Here is a 16,811-nt window from a genome sequence, read left to right as displayed (position 1 = left end):
GGGCCGCGCCCGCGCGGCGCCGGTCCAAGACCAGCGCCGCAACCCGACCAAAGGCCCCGCGGCATGTGAACATGCCGCGGGCCGTGGTTGAGTGACGCCGTGAGGACGCGCGAACGGCAACGAGAGCATGGGCCCGGCGCCGACGAGTCGCATCGGCCGCGAGAGTGTGCCTCCGCCCCGAGCCTTTGGTTCGGCCTGTGCGGCGCCGGAGCGCGCCCACTCCGCACCGGTCAAAGACCGGGGCCGATGGCATCAGCCGGGCAACAGGCCGCGCACCAGAAGGTCGTGATACTCCTGGGCCACCTCTTCAGCCGATTTGCCCCGCCCGGGCTTGAACCAGCGCACCATCCAGCTCAGCAGCGACAGCACCGCGCGACCGGCCATCGCCTCCCCAACGGCGCGGAAGGAGCCGTCCGCCACACCATCGGCCAGGATCTGCCGCAGCAGCCCCTCATGGGCGTCGCGGAGGGCCAGGGCATCGTCCTTCAACTCCGTGTTCGCCATGCCGGAGAACCCCACCAGCATGGTTACGAAGCAATCGTAATTGTCAGAGAGGAAACGTGCGTGCGCGACCATGTACTGACGCAACTGATCCACTGGTGGATCATTCCGATTAACCGCCGCCGCAGCGGTTTCATACAAGCCATTTAATGTAAAAATGATGATGGCGTCGTATATCTCCTGCTTCGAGGAGAAATAATTATATATGGCGCCTTTCGAGTAGTTCATCGCGCGGGCCAATTCGGCCAGGGAACCGGAGGCAAAGCCCTTTTCCGCGAACAGACGGGCCGCCTGTTGCAGGATCTCGGCGCGCGGATCATCGAGCAGGGGCGGCCGGCCCAGCGGACGGGGGGCGGTACTCCCGGCCGCCTTCAGCGGTGCCGCCTTGGCGCCCCGCGCCGTCAGCGGGCCCGCTCCGGAAACGCCGGCCGCGACGCTCGGCACGGCGGGTTCCGCGCCGTCGCCGCCCGCCAGGACCGCCGGTTCAGGCGGTACACGAGACGGCCCGGCCCGGCCTGACGCGACGCCCCGTCGCGCGCGCGCGGCCGCCGACTTCGCCGGCTTCTGTTCCTTCTCGTCCACCCGCTCCTCCCCCGGCACCTACGCGGCGCCTTGTGTGGTCCATCGTCCCTTGGTCAAGCCCGCGCCCCCTGAACGCACTCATCCGGCGCCGATCGTCATAGGGCCAGCCGCGGCCGGGCGGAACCCGGCCCGTCGGCGGACATCCCGCGCGCGCCGGGCCAAGCCCCCGCAAGGTGCACCGCCGGACCCGCAAAAGCCCTATTGACCACGTCGCTTGATTTATATACCGACTGGTCGGAAAGTAAATCACAGCGACCGCATCGAGGAGACACGTCCATGTCCGCATCGTCCGCCAAAGGGTCCGCGAAGCCGAAGTTCGACTGGGCCGACCCGTTCGATTTCGAAAGCCAGCTCACCGAGGAAGAGCGCCTGGTGCGCGACACCGCCCGCGACTATGCGCAGGAAAAGTTGCTGCCGCGCGTCACCTCCGCTTATCTGGAAGAGCGGTTCGACCGTGAGATCATGGACGAGATGGGCGCCCTCGGCCTGCTGGGACCCACCATTCCGGCGGAATACGGCGGCGCCGGGCTCAACTATGTCGCCTACGGCCTTGCCGCGCGCGAGGTGGAACGGGTGGATAGCGGCTACCGCTCGGCCATGAGCGTGCAGTCGTCCCTGGTCATGCACCCCATCTATGCCTACGGCTCCGAGGAACAGAAAAAGAAGTATCTGCCCAAGCTCGCCACCGGCGAGTGGGTGGGCTGCTTCGGCCTCACCGAGCCCGATGCCGGCTCCGACCCGGCCGGCATGCGCACCCGCGCCGAGAAGATCGACGGCGGCTACCTGCTCAAGGGCGCCAAGATGTGGATCACCAACTCGCCCATCGCCGACCTCGCGGTGGTGTGGGCGAAGTCGGCGGCCCATGATGGCGCCATTCGCGGCTTCGTGGTGGAACGCGGAACGAAGGGCTTCACCACCCCGAAGATCGAGGGCAAGCTCTCGCTGCGCGCCTCCATCACCGGCGAGATCGTACTCGACGACGTGGCGATCCCGGAAGAAAACCTGCTGCCAAACGTCTCCGGCCTTGCCGGCCCCTTCGGCTGCCTCAACCGGGCGCGCTACGGCATCGGCTGGGGCGCCATCGGCGCGGCGGAGGCCTGCTTCGCCCAGGCGCGGCAATACACGCTGGACCGCAAGCAGTTCGGCCGTCCGCTCGCCAACACCCAGCTGGTGCAGAAGAAGCTCGCCGACATGGCGACCGAGATCGCCCTCGGCCTCCAGCTGGCGTTGCGCGCCGGCCACCTCATGGACGACGGCAAGCTGCCGGTGGAGAGCATCTCCTTCCTGAAGCGCAACAATTGCGGCAAGGCCCTCGACATCGCCCGGGTCGCCCGCGACATGCACGGCGGCAACGGCATCTCGGCCGAGTTCCACGTGATCCGTCACGCGGCCAATCTCGAGACCGTCAACACCTATGAGGGCACCCACGACATCCACGCCCTCATCATCGGCCGCGCCATCACCGGCCTTCAGGCGTTCTTCTGAGCAGCGCTCTCCCGAGCGCTCTTGTGCCCTCTCCCCGTGCGGGAGAGGTTAGGGCGGGGCCTCTCCCCTTCGCATCTGGCATGCGAAGGGCCCTTATCGGAGCAGCCCCACTCCGCCTTCCCCCTCTCCCCGCCGGGAGAGGGGTCCTTATCTGCCTTGGAAGAGTGACATGTCCGCCGATACGCCCGCCCCCGACGCCGCCCGTGATCCGGCCCCCCTGGCTGGTCTTCGCGTTCTTGAGCTGGCCCGCATCCTCGCCGGCCCCTGGTGCGGCCAGATGCTGGCCGATCTTGGTGCCGAGGTGATCAAGGTGGAGCGTCCCGGCGCCGGCGACGACACCCGCACCTGGGGCCCGCCCTTCCTGACCGGCGCGGACGGCGCGGACCTCGGCGCCGCGTATTTCCACGCCACCAATCGCGGCAAGCGATCCGTGGCCATCGATTTCGAGACCGCCGAAGGCCAGGCGGCCATCCGCGCGCTGGCGGCCCAAAGCGACGTGCTCATCGAGAATTTCAAGCTCGGCGGCCTCAAGAAATACGGCCTCGACTACGAGAGCCTGAAACAGATCAATCCCCGCCTCATCTATTGCTCGGTCACCGGCTTCGGCCAGGACGGCCCCTATGCGCCGCGCGCGGGCTATGATTTCCTCGTGCAGGGCATGGGCGGCATCATGGACCTCACCGGCGACCCGCAGGGCGAGCCGCAGAAGGTGGGCGTCGCCTTCGCCGACATCTTCACCGGCCTTTATGGCACCATCGGCATCCTCGCCGCCTTGCGCCGGCGCGATGTGACCGGCGCGGGCGGCCATGTGGACATGGCCCTGCTCGACACCCAGGTGAGCGTGCTCGCCAACCAGGCCATGAACTATCTGGCCTCCGGCAAGGCTCCCAAGCGCATGGGCAACGCCCATCCCAACATCGTGCCCTATCAGGTGTTTCCGTGCGCCGACGGCTATTTCATCGCCGCCGTGGGCAATGACGGGCAGTTCACCCGCTTCTGCGCCGTGCTCGGCGCGCCGGACCTGGCGCAGAACCTGGATTTCAAGACCAATCCGGAGCGTGTCGCCCATCGCGCCGCATTGGTGCCGCAGCTTTCCGCCCTCACCCAGACCTTCAAGCGCGACGACCTGCTCGCCGCCCTGGAGAAACAGGGAGTGCCCGCCGGTCCCATCAACACCGTGCCACAGGTGTTCGACGACCCGCAGGTGATCCATCGCGGCCTGCGCGCCGACCTGCCGGAAGCCGGCGGCGGCACCGTGCCCACCGTGGCCGGCCCGATTGTGCTCGACGGCGAGCGGCAGATGGCGAAGACCGCCAGCCCCCGCCTGGGTGCCGACACCGAGGCGGTGATGGCCCGCATCAACGACCTCATCGGAAAGGTGTGACGGCGCCAGCCGTTCCACCCGCCGGACGGCGGCCAACGGACGGGGGTTCGTCCGCCGTCCGGCATCGCCTTGCTCGCGCCACCGGAAGATGACATGGGTTAACGACCCATGAACCGCTTCTCCGCCCTCATCGACCGGCTCGGCTTCGAGCCGGGGCGCAACGCCAAGATCCGCCTGATGGCGGACTATTTCCGCACCACGCCCGATCCCGAGCGCGGCTATGCCTTGGCGGCGCTCACCGGTGCCTTCTCCTTCACCCATGCCAAGCCCGGCCTTGTCCGCGCCCTCATCATGGAGCGGGCCGACCCGGTGCTGTTCGCGTTGTCCTACGATTATGTGGGCGACCTGGCTGAAACCGTCGCCCTCATGTGGCCCCGGCCGGAGGGCGCAAAGGCCCACGCGCCCCCGCTCTCGCGGATCGTGCACGATCTCTCCACCCTGCCCAAGACCGGCCTGCCGGGTGCCCTTTCCGCCTGGCTCGACGGGCTCGACGAAACCGGCCGCTGGGCGCTGTTGAAGCTTATCACCGGCGCGCTGCGGGTCGGCGCCTCGGCCCGGCTCGCGAAGACCGCGGTGGCGAGCCTCGGGTCGGTCACCCCGGACGATGTGGAGCTGGTGTGGCCGGGTCTCGAAGCGCCCTATGCGGACCTGTTCGCCTGGGTGGAGGGCAAGGGGCCACGGCCGGAAACCTCCAATCCCGCGCCCTTCCGCCCGGTGATGCTGGCCCACGCCATCGCGGAGGCCGACTTCTCCACCCTCGCGCCAAGGGATTTCCTGGCCGAGTGGAAATGGGACGGCATCCGGGTGCAGGCGGTGGCCGGCGTGAACCCGGAGGGCCAGCGCGTGACGCGCCTGTATTCGCGCACGGGGGAGGACATCTCCGCCGCGTTCCCGGATTTGGCGGACGCGCTCGATTTCGAGGGCGCCCTCGACGGCGAGCTGCTGGTGGTCCGCGACGGCAAGGTACAGCCCTTCAACGTTCTCCAACAGCGGCTCAATCGCAAGAGCGTCACCCATAAGCTGCTGACGGAGTTCCCCGCCCATATGCGCGCCTATGACCTGCTGTCCGAGGGCACCGACGACCTGCGCGCAATGCCCTTCACCGCGCGGCGGGCGCGGCTGGAAGCGCTGGTGACACGCCTCGACACGCCCCGGCTCGATCTGTCGCCGCTGGTGCCGTTCCAAAGCTGGGAGGCGCTGGCCGCCGCCCGTCGCGATCCGGCCGCCGCCGGGGCTGGTTCCGATGCGGAGGCGGTGGAGGGCGTGATGATGAAGCGCGCCGACAGCCCCTATCTACCGGGCCGCCCCAAGGGGCCATGGTGGAAGTGGAAGCGCGATCCGCACACGGTGGACGCCGTGCTCATGTACGCCCAGCGCGGCCACGGCAAGCGCTCATCCTATTATTCCGACTATACTTTCGGGGTCTGGACAACGGGTCCCGAGGGCGACGTTCTGGTGCCGGTGGGCAAGGCCTATTTCGGCTTCACCGACGACGAGCTGAAGACCATCGACGCCTTCGTGCGCAAATTCACGGTCAACCGCTTCGGCCCGGTGCGGGAAGTGGTGCACGAGAAAGACACCGGCCTGGTGCTGGAAGTGGCGTTCGAGGGCCTTGCCCGCTCACCGCGCCACCGTTCCGGCCTCGCCATGCGTTTTCCGCGCATCGCTCGCCTCAGATGGGACAAGCCCCCCGGCGAGGCGGACCGCCTGGAGGCGCTGGAAGCGTTGCTGAAGTGACGCCGCCTATTGGCTGGCCCAGATGATGCGCGCGATCCATTCCACCTGGTCGAGGGGGATCTGCCGGTCTTCATAAACGGGATTGAGCGAGCGCAGCTCGATCTGGCGGGCGGTCTTGCGCACCAGCTCCTTCGCCATCACCTCCCCCTCCCGGGTCTTCACCACCACCCGGTCGCCGTGGCGAATGTCCGCCTTGGGGGAGACCACCACGACGGCCCGGTTGCGATAGACCGGCAGCATGGAATCTCCCACGATCTCCAGCGCGTAGGCGTGCGGGTCGTTCACCTCGGGAAACACGATCTCATCCCAGCCCGAGCCGACCGGAAAGCCGGCATCGCCGAAAAAGCCGCCGCTGCCCGCCTGGGCGAAGCCGATCTGCGGAATGGAATAGGGAACGCCCTTCATCGGGATCCGCTCCTCCCCGAACCCGGACGCATCGAAATGGCTGGCGCGCGCCGGCTCCAGCAAAGCAAAGAAATGCTCCACACTGGTGCCGGTGGCGTCCAGCGCCTTGGCGATGCTCTCCGTGGAAGGCCAACGCGGCCGCCCGTCAGTGGTGATGCGCTTCGATCGGTTGAAAGTCGTGGGATCAAGGCCGGCCCGCCGGGCCAGCCCGGACGTGGAAAGCCCGTGCAGCTCCGCGAGCTGGTCCACCGCCCTCCAGATCTGCCCGTGCGTGAGCATGGTCATATCGTATCCTCGCTCCCTTGCGCACCATAAGAATTTGTTCCCTATTTGTCCAGGAATCAAATCCGCATACAACCATATTGCAATTTATACGAGCGTTTCATCGCATGTTTTGCACCGGAATCGCACCCTCCGGCATGCCGATACGGCCCTGGCGAGCGCGACGGCGGTGCTCTAGAACACGGCGCGAAGCCGGAGACCCCCGCCATGTCCGCCCTCATTTACAAGATCAGTCCCGCCGGCCCCTGGGCCGCGGCCGAGGCGCACGGCGTCTTCACCGGGGCGCCGGTGGACCTTGCCGATGGCTTCATCCATTTTTCAACCGCGCAACAGGTGCGCGAGACCGCCGCCCGTCATTTCGCCGGCGCGCAAGGCCTGATGCTGGTGGCGGTGGACGCCGAGTCCCTGGGCCCGGCGCTGCGATGGGAGCCGTCCCGCGGCGGCGCGCTGTTTCCCCATCTCTATGCGCCGCTGCCGGTGTCCGCCGTGCGCTGGGTGACAGATCTGCCCCTTGGCGCCGACGGCACCCACGTCTTCCCTCCGCTCGATTAGAGCATTTTCAAGCGAAGTGGATTCCGGTTCGCGTGAAGAAAATGCGGAGATGCAACGATTTAGAGCGGTTGTCGTAAGCCAGGGCGAAGGGGAAACGCCCTAAGCGGCCGAGAAGGTCCGTCGCATCAGGGCCGGCAGCCGCAGCGCCTGCAACAGGCCCCGCGCCGCCAGGAACACCATCAGCGCCGCCCACAGGCCGTCATTGCCGAATCCGCGCAACGCCCACCAGGCCACAAGATAGATGGCCACCGCCAGCAGCATCAGATTGCGCATGTCACGCGACCACAGGGCGCCGATGAACACGCCATCGAAGGCGAAGGCGCACACTCCCACCAGCGGCAGCAGCGCCGCATAAAGCAGGTACTGGCGCGCCTCCGCCCGTACCGCCGGGCTGGTCGTCATCAGGTCGATGAGGATCGGCCCGGCCGCCAGATAGAGCAGCCCCGCCGCCAGCGCGAAGCCGAAGCCCCACATGAGTACGAGTTCCACCCCGCGCGCGAAATCGGCCCGCCGCCGCGCCCCCACGGCGGCCCCGCACACCTGTTCGGCCGCCGTGGCGAAGCCGTCCAGGAAATAGGCCGCCAGCAGGCCGAGATTCTGCAACAGCGCATTGGCCGCCAGGGTCACGTCCCCGGCCCGCGCGCCCTGGGCCGCGAAGAAGAAGAAGGCGAACATGAGCGCCGCCGTGCGGATCATGATGTCGCCATTGAGCAGCAGGGCCTCGCGCAGGCGGCTGGCCTCGAACAGCACTGCCCGTGGCACCGCGCGAAACAGGCCCAGCGGGCTCGTGCCCCGCAGCCGCGCGCACATGATGAGGCCCGCCACCGCGCCCCCCACCTCGGCCGCCAGCGTGCCGGCGGCCGCCCCCGCGATGCCACGGCCGGCGCCCAGCACCAGGAGCGCGGTCAGCGCCATGTTGATGAAATTCATGCCGGCCTGGAGCGCCAGCGCCCGCCCGGTGCGCCCAAGCCCGGTCAGCCAGCCCAAAACGGCGTAATTGGCGAGGCTGAACGGCGCAGCGAAGATGCGGATGTGATAATAATCCGCAACCGCCGCATTCACCTCCGCGCTGGCGCCGGCGAGCTTCAGCGCCGCGGCGAGAATGGGGCCCTGGAGCACCACCAGCGCGCCGCCGCACAGCACCGCGATGAGCAAGGCCCGCGCCAGCACCGCGCGCTCCTCCACCGGATCGCGGCGCCCCACCGCCTGGGCGGCGAGCCCGACCGTGCCCATGCGCAGGAATCCGAAGCCCCAGAACAGCAGGTCGAAGATGACCGCCGCCAGCGCCACGCCCCCAAGCAGGGCCGCATCACCAAGCCGGCCCACCACCACGGCATCGGTCACGCCCAGAAGGGGGGTGGTGAGATGCGCCACCGTCATGGGCAGGGCGATGGCGAGCACCCGACGATGGGTGACGGGTCCACTGCTGGAGGTCATGTGACGAAGACTCCCGCGCGGCGCGTCAGCGCCGGGCACTGGCGATGCGCAGGATGAGCCAGAGCGGCACCACGATGACCGCACCGAGCAGGAAGTAGCGCCACAGCCGCTCGACGGCCTCGAAGCCGAACGAGAACAGGCTGCGCACCAGCCGCTCCAGGCTCTGGAAGATGTTCATGGGATCAAGCCCCAGCGCCGCCAGGATCACGCCCACCACCACCGAGAGCACGATCAGGCGCACCAGCACCCAGGCCGGCGAGCCGCCGAAAAAGCGGGTAAGCTCGGTGTTGTCGGACATGAGGGGCCTCCTGTGCTGTCCCCGCTTTAGCATGGGCCACGGCGGAAAAGGAATCACGCGTGTTCCGATCTCGACAGGCGCCGCATCAGAAGGTACGGCAATCGGTCAGGCGCCGGGCGCCCCGCGGGACCTGAATGCAACGATCGCCCTGCCTGCCATCACAGTGTGGGCGTGGCCACGCGGACCGACGCGAACAGAGGTTTTCCGATGCGCTCCGCCCTCGACCGCCTTCGCCAGATCCTGGCCCTCGCCCTGACCGCGCTGTTTGGCGCGGTGCCCGTCACCCAGCCGGCGGCCGCGGGCGAACCCGCGCCCACCATCATTATCCTGGACGGCTCCGGCTCCATGTGGGGCGTGGTCGGCGGCCAGCGCAAGCTGGCCATCGCCCGGCAGACGGTGGGGCCGTCGGTCTCCCGGCTGCCGCCGGGGCGCGCCGTGGGGCTGATGGCCTATGGCCATCGTCGCAAGGGGGATTGCGGCGATATCGAACTCGTCGTCCCGCCCGCCGCGAACGCTGGCCCGGCGGTGGGGGAGGCGGTCCAAGCCATGCATTTCCTGGGCATGACGCCGCTGGCGGATGCGGTGCGCAAGGCGGCCGAGGCGCTGCGCTACAAGGAAGCTCCGGCCACCGTGGTGCTCATCACCGACGGCGCCGAGACCTGCGAGGGCGACCCCTGCGCCGTGGCGGGCGAGCTCAAGAAGAGTGGCGTGAACTTCACCGCCCACGTCATCGGCCTCGGCCTCACCCGCGAGGAGGAACGCAAGGTGGCCTGCATCGCCAGCAATACCGGTGGCCGCTATCTGGACGCGGGGGATGCCGCCGCCCTGGACCGGGCCCTGGCCGAAACCTTGACCACGCCCTAGCCGCAGGCACCGCCGGAGGGGGCGCCGTCTCCATCCGAACCCGCATCCCTCCCGCCAGCCGCTTTCGGGACGATCAGCCAAGGAATTCAGCCAAGGAATTCAGCCAAGGAACAGGCTTTGAGAACCCTCGACTTTCTCTTCGCCGTGTGGGCCCTGCTGCTCACCCCCGGCCCCACCAACACCCTTTTGGCGCTATCCGGCGCGGCCACCGGCTTGGGCCGTGCCGTCCGCCTCATGCCGGCCGAGCTTGCGGCCTATCTGCTGGTGAGCGTTCCGCTCGCGGTCTGCGGCGCCGAACTCCTGGCCCAATGGCCCGATGCCGCGCGGCTGCTGAAGCTTGCCGCCGCCCTCTGGGTGAGCGTGCTGGCGGTGAAGCTGTGGCGGTTCGAGGCCGCGCCGGGCACGGCCGGGGACGTCACGGCCCGCCGCGTGTTCGTCACCACGCTGATGAACCCCAAGGCGCTCATCATCGGCCTCGTCCTGCTGCCACCCGGTGGCGCGCCGGAATTTCCCCTCCACCTCGGGCTGTTCGCCGGCTCGGTGCTGGCGGTGGCAGGTCTCTGGGTCGGCGCGGGAGCACTCCTGCGCCGGGGCACCGCCGGGGCGACGCCGGTTCTGTTCCGCCGCGCCGCCGCCTGCTGGCTGGCAGTGCTGGCCATCGGGCTCGCCGGCGCCGCCCTGTCCGCCTGAAACGGCGGCGGACCGGCCGGTCTGCCATTTGCCTCTGCGGCACAAACCTGCTAAGGACCCACCCTTCACGAGGACGGCCACGCCGATCCGCCGACCGGACCGAGGGTCCGGAGGTCACCGCCCGACAGCGCGTTGCGCTCTCGGGCGCGCTTGGCGTTGCCTTATCGCTCGTGAAAACCGAACCAGACGGACGCCCATGTTCGATAACCTCTCCGACCGCCTTGGCGGCATACTCGACAAGCTGAAGCGACGCGGCGCGCTGACCGAAGCCGACGTCGGCGAGGCCATGCGCGAGGTGCGCCGCGCGCTGATCGAGGCGGACGTCGCCCTCGACGTGGTGCGGTCCTTCACCGATCGCGTGAAGAAGCGGGCGGTGGGCGTGGAGGTCATCAAGTCGGTGACCCCCGGCCAGATGGTGGTGAAGATCGTCCATGACGAGCTGGTCGCCACGCTGGGTTCCGACGCCGACCCCATCGATCTCAATGCCCCGGCGCCCCTCCCCATCCTGATGGTGGGCCTGCAGGGCTCGGGCAAGACCACTTCCACCGCCAAGATCGCCAAGCGCCTCACCGAGCGCAGCAAGCGCAAAGTGCTGATGGCCTCGCTCGACACCCGCCGCCCGGCGGCCATGGAGCAGCTCGCCACCCTGGGCACCCAGGTGGAGGTCGCGACCCTGCCCATCGTCGCCGGCCAGAGCGCGGTGCAGATCGCCAAGCGCGCGCTCGATGCCGCCCGGCTCGGCGGCTACGACGTGGTGATGCTGGACACCGCCGGCCGCGTCACCCTGGACGAGGCCCTCATGGCCGAGGTAGCCGAGGTGAAGGCCGTCACCGGTCCCCACGAAGTGCTGCTGGTGGCCGACAGCCTCACCGGTCAGGACGCCGTGAACACCGCCAAGGCGTTCGACGAACGCGTCGGCCTGACGGGCATCGTGCTCACCCGCGCCGACGGCGACGGCCGCGGCGGCGCCGCGCTCTCCATGCGCGCCGTCACCGGCAAGCCCATCAAGCTGCTCGGCACCGGCGAGAAGATGGACGCGCTGGAGGATTTCGACCCCCATCGCGTGGCCGGCCGCATCCTCGGCATGGGCGATGTGGTGGCCCTGGTGGAGAAGGCCGCCGAGGCCATCGACCTTGAGAAGGCGAAGCTGACCGCCGAGCGCATGCGCAAGGGCACCTTCGACCTGGACGACCTGCGCAGCCAGCTTGAGCAGATGGCCAAGATGGGCGGGCTCGGCGGGCTGATGGGGATGCTGCCCGGCGTCGCCAAGATGAAAAACCAGATCGCCTCCGCCAATCTCGACGACAAGGTGTTCAAGCGGCAGGTGGCGATCATCAATTCCATGACGCCCAAGGAGCGCCGTTCGCCGAAGCTGCTGGACGCCTCCCGCAAGCGCCGCGTCGCGGCGGGTTCCGGCACCAAGGTGGAGGAGATCAACCGTCTGCTGAAGATGCACCGTCAGATGGCCGACGTGATGAAGGCCATGGGCGGCAAGGCGGGCAAGCGCGGCCCCCTGGCGGGCCTTGCCGGCATGATGGGCTTCGGCGGCGGCGGCCCCTCGCCCGAAATGCTCCAGGACATGGCGGAGAAGATGGGCGCGGGCGGCCCCGGCGCGCCCGGCGGCCTGCCGCCGAACTTCCCCGGCCTTCCCGGCGGCGGGTTGCCGTCCAAGTTCCCCGGCGGCCTGCCCGGCCTGCCGGGACTTCCCAAGGGCATGCCCGGATTGGGAAATCCTAAGAAGAAATGAGCCCGATCACGGCATGGGTATTGGAAAATATCCAGATCGACTTGGGCAATCTGGTCGTCGGCATCGCCACGATCTTCATCGCGATGGTCACGTTGAGAACGACGATGGCCAACATCCGGATGGAGGCCAATCACCGGATTGCCTCCTTCCGGGTCAACTGGATCGAGAACTTAAGAAGCAACGTTTCGAAGTTTATCGGAGCCGTGCACATCCTGAAAAAGGGAGCATTGGGGAAAACAAAGGACGAGGTTGACGATCTGCATACCGACATCATGAAGATCGAGACCTATATTCTCCTGATGCTGAACACCAACGAGGCCGAGCACAAGCTTCTGAAAGACGAATTGGAACAGACCCGGACCACCCTGGCCCGTTTTTCGGACAACAGGGATCCGGACCTGGACCATGAGATTGACGAAAATCTGAAAAAGATTTCGGAAATAACCGCGAAAATCTTGAAGACAGAATGGGACCGCGCGTCCGCTGAAATCAAGAAGAAGAACTGACGAAAGGAAGAACCATGTCCCTCAAGATCCGCCTGTCCCGCGGCGGCGCCAAGAAGCGCCCCTATTACCGCATCGTGGTGGCCGACGCCCGCTCCCCGCGCGATGGTCGCTTCATCGACCGCATCGGCTCGTTCAACCCGCTCCTGGCCAAGGATGCCGCCGAGCGCGTCGTGCTCGACACCGAGAAGGCCAAGGCCTGGCTTGAAAAGGGCGCCCAGCCCACCGACCGTGTCGCCCGCTTCCTGGATGCCGCCGGCCTCCTGAAGCGCGAGACCCGCAACAACCCCAAGAAGGCCGAGCCCGGCGACAAGGCCAAGGAGCGCGCGAAGGAAAAGGCCGAGAAGGCCGCCGCCGCCGCTGCCCCCGCCGAGGACGCCCCGGCCGAGTGATCCCGCGACCGGCGGCGCGCAGACGGCCCATGGCCCTGCCGCCGCCATCGCGTCACGCCTTCCATCCGGCGGCCCCCGGTTCGGGGAAAGCGGTCCGCCGGACGAAAACCGGGGACCTGGGGCCGGGGACCTGGGGCCGCGACGCCGTCCGGCGCCCCCTGCGCCATTCCACCTCTGATCCCGAGCGGGACCGCGCGTCGCCCCCGCACGGACAAGGGCCTGACAGGCGCCGCCGCGCGGCCGTGATCCACGGGGCTTTCCAGCGGCGCTCAGGCTTCCTATCTAGACAGGGTCCCGCCTCGCGGGCCGGCGCCCGCCGCGCTGCGCCCGGCCGCATCTGGACAAAGGCGCGTTCGCGTCTCATGCCTGTTTTTACCCTTTTATTCTGGAGCGCTGCATGTCCGAGCCCTTGACCCTCTCGTTCGCCAAACTCACCTCAGCGCCCAAGGGCGCGGTGATCGTGCTCACCGACGAGACCCTGGCGTTCGGCTCCGCCACGCAGAAGCTCCTGAAGGGCGCCGACGCCACCTTGACCCGCGCCTTCGACGCCGAGCGCTTCAAGGGCAAGGCGTTCACCGGGGTGGACCTGCTCGCCCCCGCCGGCCTCGCCGCGCCGCGCCTCATCGTGCTGTCCGTGGGCAAGACGGCGGAACTCAAGGCCACCGATTTCCTGAAGCTCGGCGGCATCATCGCCGGCAAGATCCCGGCCGGCGTGCGCGAGGCCAGCCTGCTGGTGGAGCTGCCCGGCGCCAAGATCGCCCCCGAATCCGTCGCCGAGATCGCCCTCGGCGCCAGCCTGCGCGCCTATGAGTTCGACCGCTACAAGACCAAGAAGAAGGACGACACCGAGCGCGGCCCGCTCACCTTGAACCTGCTGGTGGCCGACGAGGCCGCCGTCAAGCGCGCCTGGGCCACCCGCGAGGGCGTGAGCGACGGCGTGCTGCTCGCCCGCGACCTGGTGAACGAGCCGGCCAACGTGCTCGACCCGGCGGAATTCGCCCGCCGGGCGCAGGAGCACCTCTCCGGCGTGGGCGTCGAGGTGGAAGTGCTCGGCGATGCCGAGCTCCACGCCATCGGCATGGGCGCGCTGCTGGGGGTCGGCCAGGGCTCCATCAAGGAAAGCCGCGTGGTGGTGATGCGCTGGAACGGCGGCGCCAAGGATGATGCGCCGGTGGCCTTCATTGGCAAGGGCGTCATCTTCGACAGCGGCGGCATCTCCATCAAGCCGGCCGCCGGCATGGAGGACATGAAGGGCGACATGGGTGGCGCCGCCTGCGTCACCGGCCTCATCTACGCGCTCGCCGCCCGCAAGGCGAAGGTGAACGCGGTGGGCGTCATCGGCCTTGTCGAAAACATGCCCGACGGCGCCGCCCAGCGCCCCGGCGACATCGTCACCTCTTTGTCCGGCCAGACCATCGAGGTCATCAACACCGATGCCGAAGGCCGGCTCGTGCTGTCCGACGTGCTCTGGTACACCAAGGACCGCTTCAAGCCGAAGTTCATGATCGACCTCGCCACCCTGACCGGCGCCATCCTGGTGGCGCTGGGCCAGGAATATGCGGGCCTGTTCTCCAATGACGACGCCCTCGCCGCCAACATCGCGGCGGCCGGCATCGAGAGCGGCGAGCGTGTGTGGCGCCTGCCGCTGGGGCCGGAATACGACAAGCTGATCGACAGCAAGTTCGCCGACATGAAGAACACCGGCGGCCGCAATGCCGGCTCCATCACCGCCGCCCAGTTCCTCCAGCGCTTCGTCGAGAAGACCCCCTGGGCGCATCTGGACGTGGCCGGCACCGCCATGTCGTCGCCGGCTTCCGACATCAACAAGAGCTGGGGCTCGGGCTGGGGCGTGCGCCTGCTCAACCAGTTGGTGAAGGATCATTACGAGGGCTGAGGCCCATCGGCCCCCTCCCCGGAGGGGGCCGCCGGACCCGATCGGAGCCCTGCGCTCCTCCCGCGCGGCAAGCGCCAAGAGGCCTCCCCCTTGCCGACCGCCGCTCCGCGCGAGACGCAAGGGCGGACTGACGCGAACGGAACGAACATGACCGAAGTCCTGTTCTACCATCTGGAGCGCCGCCCGCTGGAGCAGGTGCTGCCCACGCTCCTCGAAAAGTCGCTGGAGCGGGGGTGGCGCTGCGTGGTGCAGTGCGGCTCGGCCGAGCGGCGGGACGCGCTCGATTCCCATCTGTGGACCTATAACGAAAGCGCGTTCCTGCCCCACGGCACCGAGGCGCAGCCGCTGCCCGAGCGCCAGCCGGTGCTGATCGCCACCACCGAGGCCAATCCCAACGGCGCGCAGATCCGCTTCCTGCTGGATGCGGTGCCGCTTGCCGATGCCACGTCCTACACCCGCATCGTGCACCTGTTCGATGGCCGAGACGACGAGCAGGTGGGCGCCGCCCGCCAGCGCTGGCGCGAGGCCAAGGCCCAGGGCCACGACCTCACCTATTGGCAGCAGGACGAAAACGGCCGCTGGGTACGCAAGGCCTGAGGCTCACGACCCGTTTCCGCCGCCGTGCGCTCACGCCACGCGCGCCAGCGCGTCGATGAGGGCGCGCAACGCCTGCGCCCGCGCCGGCAACGCCGGATGGAGACACACGATGCGCCGTACGTATGGGGCGGCATCCGGCACCGGACAGATGGACAGGCCCTCCGCCACGAGCCCCGGCCACAGGGGCGCCAGGGCATGGCCCATGCCACGCGCCACCAGCAAAGCTATGGTTTCCAGCGCATCGAGATCGCACCGCACCTGTGGGAACAGGCCGCGCGCCGTCAGATAATCGGCCGCCAGCCGCCCACCCCAGGAGCCGGGATCGTAGCGGATGAAAGGGGCGGCGCCGATGGCCGCATCCACCTCGTCCGGCGCCACCCGCTCCCGGCTGAGCAGCACCAGGGGTTCGGTCCGCAGCAGATGGGCCACGAGCCCCTTGGGCAAGGCGAAGGGCGGGGCCACCAGCACCGCCGCATCGAGCGCGCCGCGCGACAGCATGTCATAGAGGTGCAGGGAACTGCCCGGCACCAAGTGCAGCCGCAGCCCCGGCGCCGCGTGCGTCAGGATATCGAGCGCCCCCGGCATCAGGCCCGTGAGCATGGTGGAGATGGCGCCCACCGCCAGCTCACCGGAGAGGGCGCCGCCGGCGATGTCGTCCTTCAGCAACGCGGCCTCCGACAGGATCCGCCGCGCCCGCGGCAGCAGCGCGAGGCAGGCCTCGGTGGGCCGCGCCGCGTGGGCCGAGCGGGCGAGCAGCGTGCAGCCCAGATCCCGTTCCAGCGCCTGCACCCGCTGGCTGACGGCGGCGGCCGTCAGCTTCTCCCGCCGCGCGGCGGCGGCGATGGAGCCGGTCTCCACCACCGCGACAAGACTATGCAGGAAGCGCAGATCCAATGGAAAACCTTATGCTGAGAGCCGCGATTATATAGTTTTTGCAGCGTAAGGCATGGGCTAAGCAAGCCTCAAACCTCCCCGTTCCGGAGCCCCCCATGAGCGTTCCCGCCAAGGCCTTGTTTCACCTCGCGTTCCATGTGACCGACCTCGATGCCGCCCGCCGCTTCTATGGCGGGGTGCTGGGCTGCGCGGAGGGCCGCTCGACCGACACCTGGGTGGATTTCGACTTTTTCGGCCACCAGATCTCGCTGCACCTGGGCACGCCGTTCCCGGTCACCCGCACTGGCAAGGTGGGCGAGCACATGGTGATGATGCCCCACCTCGGCGCGGTGCTGCCCCTCGACGACTGGTTCGCGCTCGCCGATCGCCTGCAGCAGGCCGGTATCGCCTTCGACATTCCGCCCATTATCCGCTTCGAGGGCGAACCCGGCGAACAGCGCACCATGTTTTTCTTCGACCCGTGCGGAAATCCCATCGAGATCAAGGGCTTCAAGGACTTCGCGGGGGTCTTCGCCCATTGAGGCGTCGGCCTGTCTTCGGTCGTGGGGCGCGGCCCGGCCGACCGTC

17 protein-coding genes are annotated in these 16,811 nt (G+C 68.5%); 12 read left to right on the top strand and 5 right to left on the bottom strand.

The genetic code is table 11. The annotated features are described in order from the left end of the window. Positions 1–252 precede the first annotated feature (252 nt). Entirely contained in the window at positions 253–945 is a 693-nt protein-coding gene (locus HUW53_RS04610; RefSeq protein WP_237344564.1) for a TetR/AcrR family transcriptional regulator, read from the bottom strand. Positions 946–1,359: 414 nt separating this feature from the next. Between HUW53_RS04610 and HUW53_RS04605 the strand changes: the two genes are divergently transcribed. From HUW53_RS04605 to HUW53_RS04595, 3 genes are all read left to right on the top strand, one after another. Continuing rightward, entirely contained in the window at positions 1,360–2,568 is a 1,209-nt protein-coding gene (locus HUW53_RS04605) for an acyl-CoA dehydrogenase (protein WP_237344563.1), read from the top strand. Between the two features lie 169 nt (positions 2,569–2,737). Continuing rightward, entirely contained in the window at positions 2,738–3,952 is a 1,215-nt protein-coding gene (locus HUW53_RS04600; RefSeq protein WP_237344562.1) for a CaiB/BaiF CoA transferase family protein, read from the top strand. Positions 3,953–4,060: 108 nt separating this feature from the next. Continuing rightward, on the top strand, positions 4,061–5,689 hold the full coding sequence (locus tag HUW53_RS04595; RefSeq protein ID WP_237344561.1) for a cisplatin damage response ATP-dependent DNA ligase: 1,629 nt from the start codon (positions 4,061–4,063) through the stop codon (positions 5,687–5,689). Positions 5,690–5,695: 6 nt separating this feature from the next. On the opposite strand, the gene HUW53_RS04590 is transcribed toward HUW53_RS04595, so the two are convergent. Continuing rightward, positions 5,696–6,373 (bottom strand): LexA family transcriptional regulator, encoded by a 678-nt coding sequence (locus tag HUW53_RS04590; RefSeq protein WP_237344583.1) that lies wholly within the window; start codon positions 6,371–6,373, stop codon positions 5,696–5,698. A 210-nt stretch (positions 6,374–6,583) separates the two neighbouring features. Between HUW53_RS04590 and HUW53_RS04585 the strand changes: the two genes are divergently transcribed. After that, positions 6,584–6,928, top strand: coding sequence for a DUF952 domain-containing protein (locus HUW53_RS04585; RefSeq protein WP_237344560.1), 345 nt, complete (start codon positions 6,584–6,586; stop codon positions 6,926–6,928). Between the two features lie 99 nt (positions 6,929–7,027). Here HUW53_RS04585 and HUW53_RS04580 read toward each other — a convergent pair whose 3' ends face one another. After that, positions 7,028–8,365: an MATE family efflux transporter gene (locus HUW53_RS04580; RefSeq protein WP_237344559.1), complete on the bottom strand. Its 1,338-nt coding sequence runs from the start codon at positions 8,363–8,365 to the stop codon at positions 7,028–7,030. Positions 8,366–8,390: 25 nt separating this feature from the next. After that, positions 8,391–8,663: a DUF6460 domain-containing protein gene (locus tag HUW53_RS04575; protein ID WP_237344558.1), complete on the bottom strand. Its 273-nt coding sequence runs from the start codon at positions 8,661–8,663 to the stop codon at positions 8,391–8,393. Between the two features lie 207 nt (positions 8,664–8,870). Between HUW53_RS04575 and HUW53_RS04570 the strand changes: the two genes are divergently transcribed. From HUW53_RS04570 to HUW53_RS04540, 7 genes are all read left to right on the top strand, one after another. Further along, positions 8,871–9,527 carry a vWA domain-containing protein gene (locus tag HUW53_RS04570; RefSeq protein WP_237344557.1) on the top strand — a complete coding sequence of 219 codons (657 nt, stop codon included), beginning with the start codon at positions 8,871–8,873 and terminating at the stop codon, positions 9,525–9,527. 117 nt (positions 9,528–9,644) lie between these two features. Further along, entirely contained in the window at positions 9,645–10,217 is a 573-nt protein-coding gene (locus tag HUW53_RS04565; RefSeq protein WP_237344556.1) for a hypothetical protein, read from the top strand. A gap of 196 nt (positions 10,218–10,413) precedes the next feature. Beyond that, positions 10,414–11,964 carry a signal recognition particle protein gene (gene ffh / locus HUW53_RS04560; RefSeq protein ID WP_237344555.1) on the top strand — a complete coding sequence of 517 codons (1,551 nt, stop codon included), beginning with the start codon at positions 10,414–10,416 and terminating at the stop codon, positions 11,962–11,964. Beyond that, positions 11,961–12,470: a hypothetical protein gene (locus tag HUW53_RS04555; RefSeq protein ID WP_237344554.1), complete on the top strand. Its 510-nt coding sequence runs from the start codon at positions 11,961–11,963 to the stop codon at positions 12,468–12,470. The genes ffh and HUW53_RS04555 overlap by 4 nt, the downstream gene beginning before the upstream one ends. A 14-nt stretch (positions 12,471–12,484) precedes the next feature. Beyond that, the gene (rpsP, locus tag HUW53_RS04550) at positions 12,485–12,859 is read left to right on the top strand and encodes a 30S ribosomal protein S16 (protein ID WP_237344553.1); all 375 of its coding nucleotides are present in this window, start codon (positions 12,485–12,487) and stop codon (positions 12,857–12,859) included. A 397-nt stretch (positions 12,860–13,256) separates the two neighbouring features. Continuing rightward, on the top strand, positions 13,257–14,753 hold the full coding sequence (locus HUW53_RS04545; protein ID WP_237344552.1) for a leucyl aminopeptidase: 1,497 nt from the start codon (positions 13,257–13,259) through the stop codon (positions 14,751–14,753). Positions 14,754–14,900: 147 nt separating this feature from the next. Then, positions 14,901–15,350, top strand: coding sequence for a DNA polymerase III subunit chi (locus HUW53_RS04540; RefSeq protein WP_237344551.1), 450 nt, complete (start codon positions 14,901–14,903; stop codon positions 15,348–15,350). A gap of 30 nt (positions 15,351–15,380) precedes the next feature. On the opposite strand, the gene HUW53_RS04535 is transcribed toward HUW53_RS04540, so the two are convergent. Beyond that, positions 15,381–16,244 (bottom strand): LysR family transcriptional regulator, encoded by an 864-nt coding sequence (locus tag HUW53_RS04535; protein ID WP_237344550.1) that lies wholly within the window; start codon positions 16,242–16,244, stop codon positions 15,381–15,383. Positions 16,245–16,339: 95 nt separating this feature from the next. Here HUW53_RS04535 and HUW53_RS04530 point away from each other — a divergent pair, with 95 nt between their 5' ends. Beyond that, on the top strand, positions 16,340–16,765 hold the full coding sequence (locus HUW53_RS04530) for a VOC family protein (RefSeq protein ID WP_237344549.1): 426 nt from the start codon (positions 16,340–16,342) through the stop codon (positions 16,763–16,765). Positions 16,766–16,811: the final 46 nt, after the last annotated feature.

The sequence above is a fragment of the Xanthobacter agilis genome, from assembly GCF_021730435.1.
In the GTDB taxonomy this organism is placed as follows: domain Bacteria; phylum Pseudomonadota; class Alphaproteobacteria; order Rhizobiales; family Xanthobacteraceae; genus Xanthobacter; species Xanthobacter agilis.
The sequence above is the reverse complement of the archived record's forward strand: the minus strand, read 5'-3'. Positions and strand labels throughout refer to the sequence as shown.

Excerpts from the sequence above, each read along its gene's own strand:
- HUW53_RS04605 (WP_237344563.1), top strand. The coding sequence starts at position 1,360 with ATGTCCGCATCGTCCGCCAAAGGGTCCGCGAAGCCGAAGTTCGACTGG.
- HUW53_RS04600 (WP_237344562.1), top strand. The coding sequence starts at position 2,738 with ATGTCCGCCGATACGCCCGCCCCCGACGCCGCCCGTGATCCGGCCCCC.
- HUW53_RS04595 (WP_237344561.1), top strand. The coding sequence starts at position 4,061 with ATGAACCGCTTCTCCGCCCTCATCGACCGGCTCGGCTTCGAGCCGGGG.
- HUW53_RS04590 (WP_237344583.1), bottom strand. The coding sequence starts at position 6,373 with ATGCTCACGCACGGGCAGATCTGGAGGGCGGTGGACCAGCTCGCGGAG.
- HUW53_RS04585 (WP_237344560.1), top strand. The coding sequence starts at position 6,584 with ATGTCCGCCCTCATTTACAAGATCAGTCCCGCCGGCCCCTGGGCCGCG.
- HUW53_RS04580 (WP_237344559.1), bottom strand. The coding sequence starts at position 8,365 with ATGACCTCCAGCAGTGGACCCGTCACCCATCGTCGGGTGCTCGCCATC.
- HUW53_RS04575 (WP_237344558.1), bottom strand. The coding sequence starts at position 8,663 with ATGTCCGACAACACCGAGCTTACCCGCTTTTTCGGCGGCTCGCCGGCC.
- HUW53_RS04570 (WP_237344557.1), top strand. The coding sequence starts at position 8,871 with ATGCGCTCCGCCCTCGACCGCCTTCGCCAGATCCTGGCCCTCGCCCTG.
- ffh (WP_237344555.1), top strand. The coding sequence starts at position 10,414 with ATGTTCGATAACCTCTCCGACCGCCTTGGCGGCATACTCGACAAGCTG.
- HUW53_RS04555 (WP_237344554.1), top strand. The coding sequence starts at position 11,961 with ATGAGCCCGATCACGGCATGGGTATTGGAAAATATCCAGATCGACTTG.
- rpsP (WP_237344553.1), top strand. The coding sequence starts at position 12,485 with ATGTCCCTCAAGATCCGCCTGTCCCGCGGCGGCGCCAAGAAGCGCCCC.
- HUW53_RS04545 (WP_237344552.1), top strand. The coding sequence starts at position 13,257 with ATGTCCGAGCCCTTGACCCTCTCGTTCGCCAAACTCACCTCAGCGCCC.
- HUW53_RS04540 (WP_237344551.1), top strand. The coding sequence starts at position 14,901 with ATGACCGAAGTCCTGTTCTACCATCTGGAGCGCCGCCCGCTGGAGCAG.
- HUW53_RS04530 (WP_237344549.1), top strand. The coding sequence starts at position 16,340 with ATGAGCGTTCCCGCCAAGGCCTTGTTTCACCTCGCGTTCCATGTGACC.